At 64.1% G+C, this 16,336-nt stretch carries 18 protein-coding genes; 8 read left to right on the plus strand and 10 right to left on the minus strand.

Features of this window, described 5'->3' with window-relative positions:
• The first annotated feature begins 38 nt into the window (after nucleotides 1-38).
• Nucleotides 39-335, plus strand: coding sequence for a hypothetical protein (locus tag ACTJKX_RS01140; protein WP_440724107.1), 297 nt, complete (start codon nucleotides 39-41; stop codon nucleotides 333-335).
• 27 nt (nucleotides 336-362) lie between these two features.
• Here ACTJKX_RS01140 and ACTJKX_RS01145 read toward each other — a convergent pair whose 3' ends face one another.
• The 4 genes from ACTJKX_RS01145 to ACTJKX_RS01160 all read right to left on the minus strand — a co-directional run bounded on the left by ACTJKX_RS01145 (nucleotide 363) and on the right by ACTJKX_RS01160 (nucleotide 4,157).
• Nucleotides 363-1,349, minus strand: coding sequence for a magnesium transporter CorA family protein (locus ACTJKX_RS01145; RefSeq protein WP_440724108.1), 987 nt, complete (start codon nucleotides 1,347-1,349; stop codon nucleotides 363-365).
• A 108-nt stretch (nucleotides 1,350-1,457) separates the two neighbouring features.
• On the minus strand, nucleotides 1,458-1,610 hold the full coding sequence (locus ACTJKX_RS01150) for a hypothetical protein (protein ID WP_440724109.1): 153 nt from the start codon (nucleotides 1,608-1,610) through the stop codon (nucleotides 1,458-1,460).
• 32 nt (nucleotides 1,611-1,642) lie between these two features.
• A complete protein-coding gene (locus tag ACTJKX_RS01155; RefSeq protein ID WP_440724110.1) occupies nucleotides 1,643-2,125 on the minus strand; it encodes an energy transducer TonB family protein in 483 nt (160 codons plus the stop codon).
• Nucleotides 2,126-2,336: 211 nt separating this feature from the next.
• Nucleotides 2,337-4,157 carry an ABC-F family ATP-binding cassette domain-containing protein gene (locus ACTJKX_RS01160; protein ID WP_440724111.1) on the minus strand — a complete coding sequence of 607 codons (1,821 nt, stop codon included), beginning with the start codon at nucleotides 4,155-4,157 and terminating at the stop codon, nucleotides 2,337-2,339.
• A 232-nt stretch (nucleotides 4,158-4,389) separates the two neighbouring features.
• Between ACTJKX_RS01160 and ACTJKX_RS01165 the strand changes: the two genes are divergently transcribed.
• The 3 genes from ACTJKX_RS01165 to ACTJKX_RS01175 all read left to right on the plus strand — a co-directional run bounded on the left by ACTJKX_RS01165 (nucleotide 4,390) and on the right by ACTJKX_RS01175 (nucleotide 7,822).
• The gene (locus ACTJKX_RS01165) at nucleotides 4,390-5,178 is read left to right on the plus strand and encodes a L,D-transpeptidase (protein WP_311933680.1); all 789 of its coding nucleotides are present in this window, start codon (nucleotides 4,390-4,392) and stop codon (nucleotides 5,176-5,178) included.
• A gap of 293 nt (nucleotides 5,179-5,471) precedes the next feature.
• Nucleotides 5,472-6,533 (plus strand): sugar phosphate isomerase/epimerase family protein, encoded by a 1,062-nt coding sequence (locus tag ACTJKX_RS01170; RefSeq protein ID WP_394310368.1) that lies wholly within the window; start codon nucleotides 5,472-5,474, stop codon nucleotides 6,531-6,533.
• 116 nt (nucleotides 6,534-6,649) lie between these two features.
• Nucleotides 6,650-7,822 (plus strand): Gfo/Idh/MocA family protein, encoded by a 1,173-nt coding sequence (locus ACTJKX_RS01175; protein WP_367624188.1) that lies wholly within the window; start codon nucleotides 6,650-6,652, stop codon nucleotides 7,820-7,822.
• Nucleotides 7,823-7,835: 13 nt separating this feature from the next.
• Here the strand turns inward: ACTJKX_RS01175 and ACTJKX_RS01180 are convergent, their stop codons facing one another.
• Entirely contained in the window at nucleotides 7,836-8,438 is a 603-nt protein-coding gene (locus tag ACTJKX_RS01180; RefSeq protein WP_311933673.1) for a TetR/AcrR family transcriptional regulator, read from the minus strand.
• Nucleotides 8,439-8,552: 114 nt separating this feature from the next.
• Between ACTJKX_RS01180 and ACTJKX_RS01185 the strand changes: the two genes are divergently transcribed.
• Nucleotides 8,553-9,761, plus strand: a complete 1,209-nt coding sequence (locus tag ACTJKX_RS01185) for an MFS transporter (protein ID WP_440724112.1) — start codon at nucleotides 8,553-8,555, stop codon at nucleotides 9,759-9,761.
• Between the two features lie 120 nt (nucleotides 9,762-9,881).
• On the opposite strand, the gene ACTJKX_RS01190 is transcribed toward ACTJKX_RS01185, so the two are convergent.
• The 5 genes from ACTJKX_RS01190 to ACTJKX_RS01210 form a co-directional block, all read right to left on the minus strand.
• Nucleotides 9,882-10,847 (minus strand): branched-chain amino acid ABC transporter permease, encoded by a 966-nt coding sequence (locus tag ACTJKX_RS01190; RefSeq protein ID WP_440724113.1) that lies wholly within the window; start codon nucleotides 10,845-10,847, stop codon nucleotides 9,882-9,884.
• Nucleotides 10,847-11,734: a branched-chain amino acid ABC transporter permease gene (locus tag ACTJKX_RS01195; RefSeq protein ID WP_394310361.1), complete on the minus strand. Its 888-nt coding sequence runs from the start codon at nucleotides 11,732-11,734 to the stop codon at nucleotides 10,847-10,849. The genes ACTJKX_RS01190 and ACTJKX_RS01195 overlap by 1 nt, the downstream gene beginning before the upstream one ends.
• A gap of 100 nt (nucleotides 11,735-11,834) precedes the next feature.
• Complete coding sequence (locus tag ACTJKX_RS01200) at nucleotides 11,835-13,052, minus strand: ABC transporter substrate-binding protein (RefSeq protein WP_367624185.1); 1,218 nt, start codon at nucleotides 13,050-13,052, stop codon at nucleotides 11,835-11,837.
• A gap of 100 nt (nucleotides 13,053-13,152) precedes the next feature.
• Nucleotides 13,153-13,875, minus strand: coding sequence for an ABC transporter ATP-binding protein (locus tag ACTJKX_RS01205; RefSeq protein ID WP_367624184.1), 723 nt, complete (start codon nucleotides 13,873-13,875; stop codon nucleotides 13,153-13,155).
• The gene (locus ACTJKX_RS01210; RefSeq protein WP_394310357.1) at nucleotides 13,868-14,623 is read right to left on the minus strand and encodes an ABC transporter ATP-binding protein; all 756 of its coding nucleotides are present in this window, start codon (nucleotides 14,621-14,623) and stop codon (nucleotides 13,868-13,870) included. The genes ACTJKX_RS01205 and ACTJKX_RS01210 overlap by 8 nt, the downstream gene beginning before the upstream one ends.
• 366 nt (nucleotides 14,624-14,989) lie before the next feature.
• On the opposite strand from ACTJKX_RS01210, the gene dhaL reads away from it, so the two are divergent.
• The 3 genes from dhaL to ACTJKX_RS01225 are packed head-to-tail and all read left to right on the plus strand — an operon-like array spanning nucleotide 14,990 to nucleotide 16,279.
• Nucleotides 14,990-15,601, plus strand: a complete 612-nt coding sequence (gene dhaL, locus ACTJKX_RS01215) for a dihydroxyacetone kinase subunit DhaL (protein ID WP_311933659.1) — start codon at nucleotides 14,990-14,992, stop codon at nucleotides 15,599-15,601.
• Nucleotides 15,598-15,981 carry a dihydroxyacetone kinase phosphoryl donor subunit DhaM gene (gene dhaM / locus ACTJKX_RS01220; RefSeq protein WP_440724114.1) on the plus strand — a complete coding sequence of 128 codons (384 nt, stop codon included), beginning with the start codon at nucleotides 15,598-15,600 and terminating at the stop codon, nucleotides 15,979-15,981. The genes dhaL and dhaM overlap by 4 nt, the downstream gene beginning before the upstream one ends.
• 16 nt (nucleotides 15,982-15,997) lie before the next feature.
• Nucleotides 15,998-16,279: an HPr family phosphocarrier protein gene (locus ACTJKX_RS01225; RefSeq protein ID WP_394310703.1), complete on the plus strand. Its 282-nt coding sequence runs from the start codon at nucleotides 15,998-16,000 to the stop codon at nucleotides 16,277-16,279.
• The last annotated feature ends 57 nt before the right edge of the window (nucleotides 16,280-16,336 follow it).

Raw genomic sequence — 16,336 nt, forward strand, 5'->3', positions numbered from 1 at the left:
AGGTGCCGGCATCATCGAAAGCGACGATAGGGACCGTCATGAACTTCATGCCCTTGCCGGACCGTGATCCGACCCCTCGTGAACGAGCCTATCTGGCGGCTCTAGAAGCGGGCGAACTGAGACCGTCGATCAGCGGGCAGGCCGGCCATATGTGCCGGAAGTTCGGTTGGTGCGAGGCCGTCTTCCATTTGCCCGACGGCTCGCAGAAAACGCGATCGGAATTGCCCAGCCAGATGGATTCGATCGCGGTGATCAAGGCGGGCTACCGGGCCATCGGCTATTGCCTCACCTCGCGCGGCCGGGCCGCCCTGGCACGGCCTGCAGCGAAAAGGTAGTCCGCCCCGCCGCTGGATGATGGGGGCCTACAGCCAGTTCTTCCAGCGGAACAACACATAGGGGGCGATGGCGACCACCACCATCAGGATCAGGGCCATTGGGTAGCCATGCGCCCATTTGAGTTCCGGCATGTTCTCGAAATTCATGCCGTAGACCGAGGCCACCAATGTCGGTGGCATGAAGATCACGGCCATCACCGAAAAGAGCTTGATGATGTTGTTCTGTTCGAGATTGACGAGGCCGAGCGTGGCGTCGAGCAGGAACTGGATCTTGCCGGACTGAAAGGTCGCGTGTTCCTCGAGTGATTGCAGGTCGCGCAACGTCATCTTGACTTCCTCGCGCAGCTCCGAGGGCACCTTGGCGGCTTTGAGGCCCGCCGAAAACCACAACAGTACCCGCTCGATCGAGACCAGGCTTTCACGCGATTTCGAGACGAGGTCGCCATGACGGCCGAGCGCCTGCAAGGTGCGCTGCAGGGTGGCGTTGCGATTGCCTTGCTTGACGGATTCCTTGAACACGCCGCGCGAGAGCGCGTCGAGGCGCTCGCCGGTGTCCTGCAGCACCTCGGCCGCGCGGTCGATGACGGCATCGATCAGCCCGGCCATGATCGCCTCGGGACTGCCTCCGCAGCCGCCGGCCTTGACCGCATGGCCCGTATAGGTGGTGAAGGATTTCGGTTCGCTGTAGCGCACCGTCACCAGGACGCTGGCCGTGAGGATGAAGGTCACCGCCGAAATGTCCGGCTCGCTGGTGTTGACGTTCACCAGGAGGCGGGTGGTCATGTAGCGCGTGCCGTTCTCCGACCAGATCAGCTCGGAGGGTTCGATATCGTCCATATCCTCATGGGTGGGGATGGAGATGCCGAGCAGCGCCTCGACCTGCTGGTCTTCCTCGCGCGTCGGGTTGAGCAGGTCGATCCACAGGACATCCCCCGTGAGGGGCTCACCTGGCTGCAGTGTGTGGGGCAGCAGCCTGTCCTTGGTCGTCGGGCACAAGCGATGTGTGGTGATCATGACGGGCCCTGCGACAAGGGAGTGAGGAATTGGCCATCCCGCCAAATCGCAAAACGCTCTAGGGAGGAAAGATGACGGCAGCGTGATCTCGATCGATATCGGTCACAGTCAGCAGAAAAGCTGCCGATGGCGTTTGTCAAGAATGACGAAGGTCTCGTCCCGGGCCTTGTCGCCGACCTGGAACGCGATCTCGGCAAGGCGCTGCGCAAAAAGGGCATCACGAAAGGCCCGGCGCCGATCCTTCAGCTGGTTCCGCTGCAACTGCGGACAACCCCGATGCAGGGGATTCGCACTCAATTCGGGCGGGGCGGCTTGGCCTTGGGCGGGTTCTGGGGCTGCGGTCCGCCCCTGAATTGAATTGGAAGCCGGAGCGGAAAGGTCTCTCCGCTCACATTGGCCGGCGGTTTGGGAAAGGGCGCGGCCCGCTTGAGCGCGTCGAGCGCGGCCTGGTCGAACTCGCTCTTGCCGGAGCCCTGGACCACCGTTGCCGACAGCACCTGGCCGTTGCGATCGAGGACAAACTGGACCGTGACCTGCGCCGATGGCAGGGGTGGCGGCGTCTCGCCTTCCTTCACGGGTGGTTGGGGCAGGTTCGGAAACAGGGTATTGGCCCCCACCTGCCGGAGCAGGGCAGCGTGCCAGCTCTTGGCATCGGTGATCGGCGCAGCGGCGGGAGCCGGCTTGGACTGGGCCCAGGCGGGCGAGACCGCCAAAAGCGCTCCCTGGGGCGCTCCGAGCAAAGCCAGGATCAGTGCAAGACGTCGGAAGGCAGACATGGGTCGTTCCGGAAAGCTAAGGCGTTTTGCCGTCTGGAGAAATCGCCCAGAATCGCAAAGACGCGGCGAACCAACGGGATCGGGCAAAACAGCGTCTCCATCTGAACGCGCCTTGCTCCGGGGAACACACCCTTGTTGCCTTTCCAGAGAGATTGCAAGCTTTTGATATTACTATGGAATAGTTCTTATCGGGGCTTGTTGCGAAGCCCACTCATCCCTCGATTTCCTCCCGCAGCATCTCCAGTGCCAGCCATTCCTCCTCGGCATGCGCCTTCTCGGCTTCGAGTTTGGCAAGCTGCTGGCTGAGCTCCGCGAATTTTTTCGAATCCTTGGCGAAGAGGTCGGGGTCGGCAAGCCGCTCCTGCAGGCTCGCTGCCTTGGCGGCAAGCTGGTCGATCTTGCCGGGCAGGGTCTCGAGGGCGTGCTTCTCCTTGAACGAGAGTTTGCGTTTGCCGCTGCGCTCTGGCGCCGAACCGGCCGCTGCCTGATCCGCGACGGCCGGCTTGGGCGTTTCCGCCTTCTCGGCCGGTTTGCGGGCGACGCCTCCGCCGCGCTGGGCCACCATGTCGCTATAGCCGCCGGCATATTCCGTCCAGCGCCCGTCGCCTTCGCTCATCAGGATCGAGGTCGAGACCCGGTCGAGGAAGTCACGGTCATGGCTGATGACGATGACGGTGCCCTGATAGTCCCCGATCATCTCCTGCAGGAGATCGAGTGTTTCCAGGTCGAGATCGTTGGTGGGTTCGTCGAGGACGAGGAAATTGGAGGGCTTGGCCAGGGCGCGCGCCAGCATCAGCCGGCCGCGTTCGCCGCCCGACAGCACCGAAACCGGCGTGCGCGCCTGCTCGGGCGGAAACAGGAAATCGCGCATATAGCCGATGACGTGCTTTCGCTCGCCGCCGACCTCGACATAGTCCGACCCGCCGCCGGTGAGCGTGTCGCTGAGGGTCGTCTGCGGGTCCAGGCTCTCGCGGCGCTGGTCCAGCGTCACCATCCGCAGGCTGGCCCCGAGCTTCACCACGCCGCTGTCGGGCGGGATGGCACCGGTCAGGAGGTTGAGCAAAGTGGTCTTGCCGGCGCCGTTGGGGCCGACAATGCCGATCCTGTCACCGCGGGCGATGCGGATGGAGAAATCCTTGACGATCGGCGGACCGCCCCAGTTCTTGTTCACGCCGATTGCCTCGACGACGAGCTTGCCGCTTTCCTCGCCTTCGGTCATCGTCAGCTTCACCGCGCCGGTGACACGGCGGGCATCGCGGCGCTCCTGCCTGAGGGCGGCGAGATTGGCCATGCGGCGGACATTGCGCTTGCGGCGGGCGGTCACGCCATAGCGCACCCAATGCTCTTCCGCCACGATCTTGCGGTCGAGCTTCTGGCGGTCGCGCTCTTCTTCTTCCAGCACCTGGTCGCGCCACTCCTCGAAGAAGGCAAAGCCGCGGTCCGTGCGCCGGGTCTGGCCACGGTCGAGCCAGACGGTGGCGCGCGACAGGTTTTCGAGGAAGCGCCGGTCGTGGCTGATCAGCACCAGGGCCGAGCGCAACGAGCCGATTTCCTTTTCCAGCCACTCGATGGCCGGCAGGTCGAGATGGTTGGTGGGCTCGTCGAGCAGCAGGATGTCCGGCTCGGGGGCGAGTGCGCGGGCCAGCGCCGTGCGCCGGGCCTCGCCGCCGGAGAGATTGTCGGGGCTCTCTTCGCCCGTCAGGCCGAGCTCATTGAGCAGATAGAGCGCGCGGTAATCGTCATCACCCGGCCCAAGGCCGGCCTCCACATAGGCGAGCGTGGTGGCAAAGCCGCTTAAATCCGGCTCCTGCGGCAGATAGCGCACCGTGGCGCCGGGATGCACGAAACGCTCGCCGCGATCGGCCTCGATCAGGCCGGCAGCGATCTTGAGCAAGGTCGACTTGCCGGAGCCATTGCGGCCAACGAGGCAGAGCCTCTCGCCGGGCGCGATCGACAGATCGGCTCCCTCGAGGGTCGGGGTGCCGCCAAAGGTCAGTTGGACATCGCGCAGGAAGAGCAGGGGAGGGGCCATGCGCGCCTTGTGCAGGCGGGCGAGAGATGGGTCAAGCCTTCATTGGGGGCGCCATGTGCTCAAAGGCACACCCCACGTAATCTGGAAGGCGTAGATGAAGCCAATGTGAACGGCGGTACGTTCACGAGAACGCGATATAAAGAAATTCGGAACGTTGCAGCAAAGGCACAGCCGAACACGGAAGTCTTGCTTATTGTAAGTGCCGGTTCTCCCGATCCCAGTAGGATGTGTAATGTCGTCTCTCTCCCGCCGCGTCTTTCTCATGGGCGCTTCGCTGACTGGGCTGGGCCTTGGCCTGGCCAGTTGCGTGACCGATTCAGCCGCAATCAAGCCGGTCGTCGTGGCTTCGGCCGATCCGGCAACGCTGCCGGCGGTGCCGGTAGATGGCCGGCCGACTGATGAGATCACGCAGCCCGAACAGCCCCTTACGCCTGAGGGCACCTATGACTACAAGGCGATCTATGGTCAGAAGACCGACGGTAAATTCGTCGTGCCGGCCGTGGATACCAAGCGTATCGGCCCGCAATTCTTGCGCGCCGAGGTCGATTATCCGACCAGCGAGCAGGCGGGCACCATTATCGTCGATCCCAGGGCGCACTACCTCTACTACGTCATGGGTGGCGGACGGGCGATGCGCTACGGCGTCGGCGTCGGCAAGCAGGGCTTCGGCTGGTCGGGCACCGCGGAAATCCGCTACAAGCGCGAGTGGCCCGATTGGTATCCGCCCAAGGAAATGATCGCCCGCCGTCCCGATCTCAAGCCGAGCCTCACCCAGTTGCAGAGCGGTGTCGGCGTACGCGGCGGACCGCGCAATCCGATCACCGGACGCGCGATGTATCTGTGGCAGAACAACAAGGATACGCTCTTCCGTATCCATGGCACCAACGAGCCCTACAGCATCGGGCACAACGCCTCCTCGGGCTGCATCCGCATGATCGTCCAGGACGCGATCGACCTCTACAGCCGCGCCCCTCTCGGTGGCCGCGTGGTCGTCCTCGGCCCCGGCATGTCGGAAGCCTGAGCGGACGTCGATTTCGCCTATCGCTGTGTTTGAGCAAGGCCGGGCTTCATGTCCGGCCTTTGTCTTGTGGGCTAGACCCAGCCTGCCGGCGCGTCTGAAGGGAGGTCGTAGATAGTCTCGGCCTTCCCTGGTGTACGTACATCAAATCGCCGTTGCACAGTCCGGAAGGATTTGCCATGGTGAGGCAAGCCGAGGGACAGGTCAGACAAATGGTCCCAGGCCGAGGGGGCGAGCCGGCACCTAGAGCGGCTCCGGACTCTGCGGCCCGAAGGCATCACCTTAGGAGACGCAGCATGGCGGCCACGATCAAGGGACCGGCGATCTTTCTCGCCCAGTTCGCGGGCGATGCCGCGCCCTTCAATTCCCTCGATTCCATCTGCAAATGGGCCGCCTCGCTCGGCTACAGGGGCGTGCAGATCCCGAGCTGGGACGGCCGTCTGTTCGATCTCAAGAAGGCGGCGGAGTCGAAGACCTATTGCGACGAGATTGCCGGTGTGGTCGCCAAGCACGGCCTCGCCATCACCGAATTGTCGACCCATCTGCAGGGCCAGCTGGTTGCCGTGCATCCGGCCTATAACGAGGCCTTCGACGGGTTTGCGCCGCCGGAAGTGCGCGGCAAGCCCAGAGAGCGGCAGGCCTGGGCCGTGGAGCAGCTGAAGGCTGCCGCGACAGCCTCTCGCCATCTCGGCCTCGATGCCAGCGTCAGCTTCTCCGGCGCCCTGGCCTGGCCTTTCGCTTATCCCTGGCCGCAGCGGCCGGCCGGCCTGATCGATGAGGCGTTCGGCGAACTCGCAAAGCGCTGGAAGCCGATCCTCGACGCCTATGACGAGGTCGGCGTCGACGTCTGCTACGAGCTGCATCCGGGCGAGGACCTGTTCGATGGTGCCACCTTCGAGCGCTTCGTTGACAGGCTGAAGGGGCACAAGCGCGCCAACATCAATTACGATCCATCGCATTTCGTGCTGCAGCAGCTCGATTATCTTGCCTTCATCGACATCTATCACGAGCGCATCAAGGCCTTTCATGCCAAGGATGCCGAGTTCAATCCGACGGGCCGCCAGGGCGTCTATTCGGGGTATGCCTCCTGGACGGAGAGGGCGGGGCGCTTCCGTTCGCTGGGCGACGGCCAGGTCGACTTCACCGGCGTCTTTTCCAAGCTCGCCCAATACGACTACGCTTCCTGGGCCGTGCTCGAATGGGAATGCTGCCTCAAGCATCCCGAAGACGGCGCGGCGGAAGGGGCGCCCTTCATCGCCGCCCACATCATCCGGGTGACGGAGAAGGCCTTCGACGATTTCGCCGGCGGCGGTACCGATCGCAAGGCGGTGCGGCGCATGCTCGGCCTGGGCAGGTAGGCAGGCAAGCATCAGCTTAGGCCTGCGAGGCGCGAGTTTTACCCTCCCCTGGATGTCCGCAACTCACTTGAGTTGCGGACATCCAGGGGAGGGTGTTGCAATCAGGGAGACAACAGATGGCGATCGAGGGCCGTTCGGACAGCAAGGCAGGCGGGCGCGTGCGCTATGGCATGGTCGGCGGCGGGGAGGGCGCTTTCATCGGCGCCGTGCATCGCCTCGCCGCCCGCATGGACGATGATTATGTGCTGGTGGCGGGCGCCCTGTCGTCCACGCCCGAGAAGGCCCAGCGTTCGGGCGAGGCGCTCGGCCTCGATCCGAGCCGGATCTATCCCGACTTCGAGACGATGGCGCGCAAGGAAAAGCGGCGCAAGGACGGCATCGAGGCCGTTTCCATCGTCACGCCCAACCACATGCATGCACCGGCGGCCGAGGCCTTCATCAAGGCCGGCATCCATGTCATCTGCGACAAGCCGGTGACGACGACGCTGAAGGACGCCCTGCGCCTGAAGAAGCTCGCCGCCGACAAGGGCGTGATCTTCGCGGTGACCCACAATTACACCGGCTACCCTCTCATCCGCGCTGCGCGCGAGATGGTGAAGTCGGGTGAGCTCGGTGCCATCCGCCTGATCCAGGTCGAATATCCGCAGGACTGGCTCACCACGCCGATCGAGCACACCGGCCAGAAACAGGCCGATTGGCGCACCGATCCGAAGCGGTCCGGCGCCGGCGGCGCCATTGGCGACATCGGAACCCATGCCTTCAACCTGGCCCAGTTTGTCGGCGGTCTGGAGGTTTCGGAATTGCTGGCCGAACTCACATCCTTCGTGCCGGGAAGGGCTCTCGACGACAACGTCCAGATCCTGCTGCGCTATGCCAATGGCGCGCGCGGGGCGCTGTGGGCGAGCCAGGTGGCGCCCGGCAACGAGAATGGCCTGATGCTGCGCGTCTATGGCGAGAAGGCCGGGTTCCACTGGCGCCAGGACAACCCGAATTATCTCTATTTCACCCCGCATGGCGAACCGACCCGCATCATCACTCGCGGCTCGGCCGCGGCCGGCGAGGATGCGGCGCGGGTGACGCGCGTGCCGCCGGGCCACCCCGAAGGCTATCTCGAAGGCTTCGCCAATATCTATACCGAAATCGCCCGCGCCATCCGGGCCGCCCGCAGTGGCGAGGCGCTCGATCCGGCCGTGCTCTTCCCCGGTATCGACGACGGCATTGCCGGCATGGCCTTCATCGAGGCGGCGGTGAAATCCTCCAAGAAGGGCGGCGTCTGGGTGAAGCTGTAGGAAAGCGGACCGCCTATCCGGCTCGGATCTCGGTAGAGACAACGAGCGTCTCGACCCGGCGCAGGAGTGCCTCGTCGGCGTCGATCTGCCAGGTCAGTAGGTGATACCAGTTGAACCCTGCCCACAATGCGATGCGTTCATCGATCAGTTGGGCGGGAAATTCGCCGCGCGCTGCTGCCCGCTCGAAGAGATGGCGCACTGGCCGGAACAGCACGGGCAGGAACTCGTTGCGCAGTCGCGAGCCCGCTGCCTCGCTCGCTTGCGCCTCGGCGAGCAGCGCCCTGAAGGCACCGCCGGGCGGTGTCCGCCAGAAACGCCAGAGATCGGCGGTGTGCTGCACCAGATCCTCGATCAGGCTGCCGGTGTCAGGCAGGCTGATCGCCCGAGCCTTTTCGGCTCCATAGGCTGCCATGAACAGATCGGCCTTGGTCGGCCACCAGCGATAGACGGTGGCCTTGCCGGCGCCGGCACGCCGTGCAGCCTCCTCGATGGAAAATCCGGCATAGCCCCGATCCGCCAGAAGCTGTCGTGCGGCCTCGATGATAGCGGTCTCGGTCTGCGGATTGCGCCGGGCGCCGATCGAGCGGCGCCTTGGCTGCGTGGCTTTCGTCTCCATGCGGTGCCTCCCCATCTTGACATAACGAAACGTATCGTTTTATTCAATCATAACGATACGTATCGTTTCATTAGTCGGCAAATACGCGCCGTGAAACCGCCTGCCGTGAATCACATGCATCAGATGGAAAACACCGCCTCCGCCGTCATCCGGCAGGCTGCTCCCGCTTTGGTCCTGACCCTGGCAGTCGCAACTGGGGCCATCGTCGGCAATCTCTATTATGCCCAGCCGCTGGTGGCCAAGATCGCGCCCGAGATCGGCATCGGCCCGGACCTGGCTGGCGCCATCGTCAGCCTCACCCAGATCGGCTACGGCCTCGGGCTCATCCTGCTGGTGCCCTTGGCCGATCTCATCGAGAACAAGGTCCTGGCCCTGGCGACGCTCGTTTGTGCGGCCGCCAGCCTGCTCCTGGCGGCTGGCGCGCAAGGTGTCGTGGCTTTCCTGTTCGCCTCGCTCGCCATCGGCATATTCTCGGCCGGTGCCCAGATCCTGGTGCCCTTCATCACCCATTTCGTTCCGCCCGAGCGGCGCGGACGCGCGGTCGGCCTGGTGATGGCGGGCCTGATCACCGGCATCATGCTGGCAAGGCCGGCCGCCCTTTTCATGGCGGCCTATCTGAATTGGCGGGCAGTCTTCCTGGCATCCGCCGTGCTGATGATCGCGATCGGCGCCGTCCTGTGGCGCATGATGCCGCGCTACCAGCCGTCTGGCACGAGCCATTACGGGGCGGTGCTGGCCTCGCTGCCCGGCCTCGTGCGGAATACGCCGATCCTGCGTCGCCGCGCCCTCTATCAGATGCTGCTGTTCTGCGCCTTCAACCTGTTCTGGACCGCTGCGCCCTTGATGCTGACGGAACGTTTCGGCATGTCCGACTATGCGATCGGGCTCTTCGCCCTCGCCGGGGCGGGCGGCGCGCTGGCAGCACCGCTGGCGGGTCGCCTTGCCGATCACGGGCATGGCCGCATGGCGACCTATGGTGCGATGGCCTCTTTGGCGCTCGCCTTTCTCGCAACGGTTCTCGGCGAGCACATCCTGTCTCTTCTGGTGCTGATCGTGGCGACGCTGGTGATCGATGCGGCGGTCCAGACCAACCAGATCGTCAGCCAGCGCACCATCTTCTCGACGGCTCCGGCGGTCCGCGGCCGTATCAATGCCCTCTACATGACGACGGTGTTCGTCGGCGGGGCCCTCGGGTCGGTGCTGGGTACGCTGACCTACCATGCCGGTGGCTGGATGGTCACGGCCGCGACTGGCGCCGCGCTCGGCATCGCCGGGCTGGCCGCCTTCGCCACGGAACGGCTCGAACACCGCTCTCCTGACTGAGGAGGGCGGCGATAGCGTTTAGAGCGTTTTCCAGAAAAGTTGCTAGACTTTTCGATTAAGAAAACGCGTCAAAACAAAGAGATAGGGAGAAAGTGCGATTCAAGGAAATCGCACTTTGCGCTAGCTGCTCCTGCGCAAGAGTTTGCCCAAAGTGCCCGCAATGCCATCGCGGAAGGCGAGCACGCAGATGACGAACACGGCGCCCTGGGCTACCGTCACCCAGGAGCCGAGCGGTGCGAGATAGGTCTCCATCGCCACCACCAACAAGGCGCCGAGCATCGGCCCGAACAGCGTGCCGGTGCCGCCGACAAGGGCCATCAGCACGACCTCGCCCGACATCGACCAGTGTACGTCTGTGAGCGAGGCAAGCTGGAACACCAGCGCCTTGGTGGCGCCGGCGATGCCGGCCAGCGTGGCCGACAGGGTGAACATCAGCAGTTTGAAACGTTCGGCATCATAACCCAGCGACAAAGCGCGGGGCTCGTTGTCGCGGATCGCCTTCATCACCTGGCCGAAGGGTGAATGCACGATACGGTGGATGACGAACAGGCCCAGCAGCACGATCACGGCAACCAGGACATAGAGCGCCTTGTCGTCGGAAAGGTCGAGGAGGCCGAAAAGCTTGCCGCGCGGCACCGCCTGAATGCCGTCCTCGCCGCCGGTGAAGGGCGCCTGCAGGGCGAAGAAATACACCATCTGGGCCAGCGCCAGGGTGATCATGGCGAAATAGATGCCTTGGCGCCGGATGGCGAGCGAGCCGACCACGAGGCCGAGAACGGCGGCGACGGCGCCCCCGCACAGGATCGCCAGCTCGGGCGTCAGGCCCCAGACCTTGGCCGCGTGGGCACTGGCATAGCTCGCCATGCCGAAGAAGGCGGCATGGCCGAAGGAGAGCAGGCCGCCATAGCCGAGCAGGAGGTTGAAGGCGCAGGCGAACAGGCCGAAGCACAGCACCTTCATCACGAAGACGGGATAGGCGACGAAGGGGGCGATGGCGATCAGCACGACGATCAGCAGCATCACGCCGCGGTCGCCCAGCAGGGGTGCACCGCGGATTGCGGCGGCCGGTTGGATCGAGGCTGCCATCAGGAAGCCCTCCCGAACAGGCCGGCAGGCCGGACGAGCAGCACGATGACCATCACCACGAAGACCACGGTGGCCGAGCCCTGCTGGTAGAAATTCTTGACGATGCCCTCGATCAGGCCAAGGCCGAAGCCTGTCACCACCGAGCCGAGGATCGAGCCCATGCCGCCGATCACCACCACCGCGAAGACCACGATGATGAGGTCGGAGCCCATATTGGGATTGACGTTGGACGTGGTCGCCGCCAGCACGCCGGCCAGCCCGGCGAGACCGACACCGAAGCCATAGGTCAGCATGCGCAGCATCGGCACGTTGATACCGAAGGCCTCGACCAGCCTGGGGTTTTCGGTCGCCGCACGCAGATAGGCCCCGAGACGCGTCTTCTCGATCACCAGCCAGGTGGCGAGGCAGATGGCGAGCGAGAAGGCGATCACGAAGACACGGCTCTTCGGCAGCACCATGAAGCCGAGATTGACCGGCCCCGTCAGCGCAGGCGGCAGGGTATAGGGCACGCCGGAGACGCCGTAATAATTGCGGAACAGGCCCTGGATGATCAGCGCCAGGCCGAAGGTGAGCAGCAGGCCGTAGAGATGGTCGAGCTGGTAGAGCCTGGAGATGAAGAGCCGCTCGATGGCGATGCCGACCAGGCCGACGCCCAGTGGTGCCAGGATGAGGGCCGGCCAGAAGCCGATGCCGGCATAGTTGAGCAGCATCCATGCCGCGAAGGCACCCATCATGTAGAGGGCGCCATGGGCGAAATTGATGACGTTGAGCAGGCCGAAGATGATGGCAAGGCCGAGGCTGAGCAAGGCGTAGAAGGAGCCATTGATCAGGCCCAGCGCGAGCTGGGCCATGATGCCCTGCAGGGGAATGCCGAAAATCGTGGTCACCTTATGGGTCCTTCACCATCGTCTGCTTCGTCATCGGCGAGATGGGGCCGAAGGCGCGTGGCACGCTTCGCCACGCGCCGAGCGGCTCTTTAGTTACTAGTTACTTCGCCAGCGGGCAGCCGGCCTCGGCCATGGGCTGGAAGGCCTCACCCGCCGGAATGGTGGCGAGCAGCTTGTAATAATCCCACGGCCCCTTGGATTCGTCGGGCTTCTTGACCTGGAACAGGTACATGTCGTGGGTGACGCGGCCGTCCTTGCGGACCTCGCCCTTGCCGAACAGGGGGTCGTCGGTCGGCGTCGCCTTCATCTGGGCCATGACCTTGCCGGCATCCTTGGACTTGGCCGCCTCGATCGCCTTGAGATAGTGCAGGACACCGGCATAGACGCCGGCATGCACCATGGTCGGCATCTTGCCGCCGCTCTGTTCGGCGAAGCGCTTGGACCAGGCACGGGTGCCGTCGTTGAGGTCCCAATAGAAGGCTTCCGTCAGCACGAGGCCCTGGGCCGCCTGCAGGCCGAGCGCATGCACGTCGGAGATGAAGATCAACAGGCCGGCCAGGCTCTGGCCGCCCTGGGTGATGCCGAATTCGGCGGCCTGCTTGATGGCGTTGACGGTGTCGCCGCCGGCATTGGCAAGGCCGATCACCTTGGCGCCGGAGGACTGGGCCTGTAACAGGAAGGAGGAGAAGTCAGAGGTCGGGAAAGGAGCCTTGATCGAACCGAGCACCTTGCCGCCCGCGGCCGTGACGATAGCGGTGGCATTCTCCTCCAGCGACTTGCCGAAGGCATAGTCGGCGGTGATGAAGAACCAGCTGTCGCCGCCCTGCTTGACCATGGCGCCACCCGTGCCCTTGGCCAGGGCATAGGTGTCATAGGTCCACATCAGCGTGTTGGGCGTGCATTGCTTGCCGGCGATCTCGGTGGAACCGGCGCCGGAATCGATGAAGATCTTGTTCTTTTCCTTGGTGACCTGGCTGACGGCGAGCGCCACCGAGGAGGTCGGCACGTCGAAGATGGCATCGACGCCATCCTGGTCGTACCATTGCCGGGCGATGCCGGCGCCGATATCGGGCTTGTTCTGGTGGTCGGCCGAAACGATCTCGACTTTCAGGCCCTTTTCGGCGGCCTTGAAGTCCTCAACCGCCATCTTGGCGGCGATCACCGAGCCTTCGCCGGACAGGTCGGCATAGACGCCGGAACGGTCGTTGAGGATGCCGAGCTTGACTGCGATATCCTCGGCGCTTGCCGGCCCCAGCGCCGAGCCTGCGAATACCGCGGCGAGGGCTGCTGCTGCGAGCAGGGTCCGTTTTGAAATCATAAGCGTCTCCCGTTCAGCTTTTTACACCGAGAGGAATTTTCAATACCTCTCGGTTCTCTCTAACGATTTTCGCCAAATCGGAGATTTGGCATCATTGGCGTCACACGCCCAGATAGGCGTGCAACTTGTCGCTGTTGGCTTCCAGCTCGGCATTGGGGATCATGTCGATCACCTTGCCCTGCTCGACGACATAGTGGCGGTCCGCCACGGTCGAGGCGAAGCGGAAATTCTGTTCGACCAGGATGATAGTGAAGCCGCGCTGCTTGAGGCTGGCGATGGTGTGCCCGATCTGCTCGACGATGACCGGTGCGAGGCCTTCGGTCGGTTCGTCGAGCAGCAGGAGATTGGCGCCGGTGCGCAGGATGCGGCCGATGGCCAGCATCTGCTGCTCGCCACCCGAGAGCTTGGTACCCTGGCTGGTGAGGCGCTGCTTGAGATTGGGAAACAGGGTGAAGATCTCGTCCACGCTGAGGCCGCCGGGCTTCACCACCGGCGGCAGTTCGAGATTTTCCTTCACCGACAGGCTGGCGAAGATGCCGCGCTCCTCCGGGCAATAGCCGATACCCAGGCGGGCGACGTGGCGGGAGCCGAGACCGATGGTCTCCCGGCCGCCGAAACGGATCGAGCCCTTGCGCTTGGCCATCACGCCGATGATGGATTTCATCGTGGTGGTCTTGCCGGCGCCGTTGCGGCCGAGCAGGGTCACGACCTCGCCGGGATTGACGTCGAAATCGATGCCATGCAGCACATGGGACTCGCCATACCAGGCCTCGAGGCCTCGGACCCGCAGCAGGGGATCAGGCTTTTTCACGGGGTCAGGCATGGCCACTCCCGATATAGGCCTCGACCACGCGCGGGTCGCCGGAAACGGTTTTGTAGTCGCCCTGCGCCAGCACCTTGCCGCGCGCCAGCACGGTGATGGTGTTGGAGAGGGTGGCGACCACGGAAAGATTGTGCTCGACCATCAGGATGGTGCGGCTCGCCGCGATCTTGCGGATCAGCTCGGTGGTGCGCTCGACATCCTCGTGACCCATGCCGGCCATCGGTTCGTCCAGCAGCAGCATTTCGGGATCGAGCGCCAGGGTCGTCGCGAGCTCCAAAGCGCGCTTGCGGCCGTAGGAGAGTTCCTTGGCCGGCGTTGCGAGAAAGGATGACAGGCCGACGCTGTCGGCGAGTTCGGCGGCTTCGGGGTTCAGGCCGTCGAGAACACGCTGCGAGCGCCAGAAATCATAGGAGTGGCCTCGGCGGCGCTGCAGGGCGATGCGGATATTGTCGTTCACGCTCATTTCGCCGAACACGGCCGAGATCTGAAAGGACCGGACGAGGCCGAGCCTGGCCACGGCGGCGGGCTTCATGCCGGTAATGTCATGCCCCTTATAGGTGATGCGTCCGGCCGACGGAGACAGGAACTTGGTCAAGAGATTGAAACAAGTGGTCTTGCCGGCGCCGTTCGGACCGATCAAAGCATGGACCGTTCCGCGCATGACCGAGAGATCGACGCCGTCGACGGCCCGGAATCCCCTGAAATCCTTGGTCAGGCCTTCGGCTTTCAGGACTGTATCTGTTGCCATCAAGCGGAGCGTTTCCCCTGGCGCTTCTAAATCTTGCTTGGTTCTAGTCTTGGCCGTCCGGGCAAGCTTCGTCAATGGCGATATGGCACCAATACTGACCTTAAGATAGGCATCTCATTAGGCGGCGGCGGACACAGCAATATGACGGAATGCCGGGCCGGGCATGCCTGTTGCGGGGGCTGGAGCCCTGTCAGGCAACCCTCCGATCGATGTTCAGTGCGGTGCAGCATTGCCAATGCCTGCGCCCCGTAGAACAAGCGACAATTTGGCTTGCAATGTTTAGGATTAGGTGATCAACTAAACAAATAAGCAAACTGCGAGCCGGCAGTGCCGGCCGTCGCAAGAGTGCGGGGCGGAGGCGGGGCGATGGACAGCCAAGCAAGAGAGCAGCTCATTCGCGCGGTTGCGGCAACCATAATCCAACATTCCGAAGAGCTCACCGCGCTCGATCAGGCGATCGGTGACGGCGACCATGGGCTGAATCTCAAGCGGGGCTTCGAGGCTGTCACTGCCGAATTGCCCGGTCTTGCCGAAAAACCCTGGCCGGACCTGCTCAAGGCGGCCGGTATGGCGATGGTGATGAAGGTCGGCGGCGCGTCCGGCCCGCTTTTCGGCACCTTCTTCATGGAACTGGGCAAGACGGTGGGTGGCGAACCCGATCGGACAGCGGTGATCGCCGCCTTCGCCAAGGCCGTCGAGGCCGTCAAGGCGCGCGGCCGTTCGGAGGCCGGGCAGAAGACGCTGCTCGACGTCCTCGTCCCCGTCCAGGCCGCCCTGGCAGCCGGTGCCGATGCCGCCACGCTCAAGGCGGAAGCCATCGCCGCCGCCGACAGGACGGTGCCGATGCAGGCGATCCGCGGGCGCGCTTCCTTCCTGGGCGAACGCTCCGTCGGCCACATGGATCCGGGCGCTCGCTCCTCCTCGCTGATCATCGCCACGGTGGCAGACGAACTCAACAAACAGGGCCTGATGTCATGACCGTGAGTCTGGTGATCGTATCGCATTCGCCCAAGGTCGCCGAAGGCGCGGCCGACATGGTCAGGCAGATGGTGGGCGAGAGCGTGCGCGTCGCCTGGACGGGGGGCGATCCCGGGGGCGGGCTCGGCACCGATGTCGTCAAGATCATCACCGCCATCGATAGCGTCTGGTCCGAAGAGGGCGTCGCGGTCCTCGTCGACCTCGGCGGTGCCGAGACCAATGCCGAAATGGCCGTCGAGATGCTCGACGAGCATAAGCGCGACCTTGTGGTCATCTGCAATGCGCCGGTGGTCGAGGGAGCGGTGATCGCCGCGACCGAGGCCTCCGGCAATTCCTCCCTGGCCGCGGTCCGCTCCGCCGCCGAAGATCTCTATGGATAGGATTGATATGCCGGATATGAATGGAGCACTGACGGGCAAGGCCGAGCTGACCAACGCTATCGGGCTGCATGCCAGGCCGAGCGTGAAGCTCACCCAGCTCGCCAAGAGCTTCCAATCGAGCATCGAGCTGGCCACCGATGCGGCGGGGCCCTGGGTCGACGCCAAGAGCCCGGTCAAGGTGATGCGGGTGAAGGCGCCCAAGGGCACCGTGCTGCATTTTATGGCGGACGGGCCCGACGCCGAGGCGGCGCTGTCAGCCATTCTGGGACTGATCGAGGAAAAGTTCGGGGAAGAGTGACGATGCGGGGGGCATTTTCGAGAAAAGTTGACCAGCTTTTCGCCTAAGAAAATGCAC

Source organism: Labrys sp. 22185 (assembly GCF_052045555.1).
GTDB lineage: Bacteria > Pseudomonadota > Alphaproteobacteria > Rhizobiales > Labraceae > Labrys > Labrys neptuniae.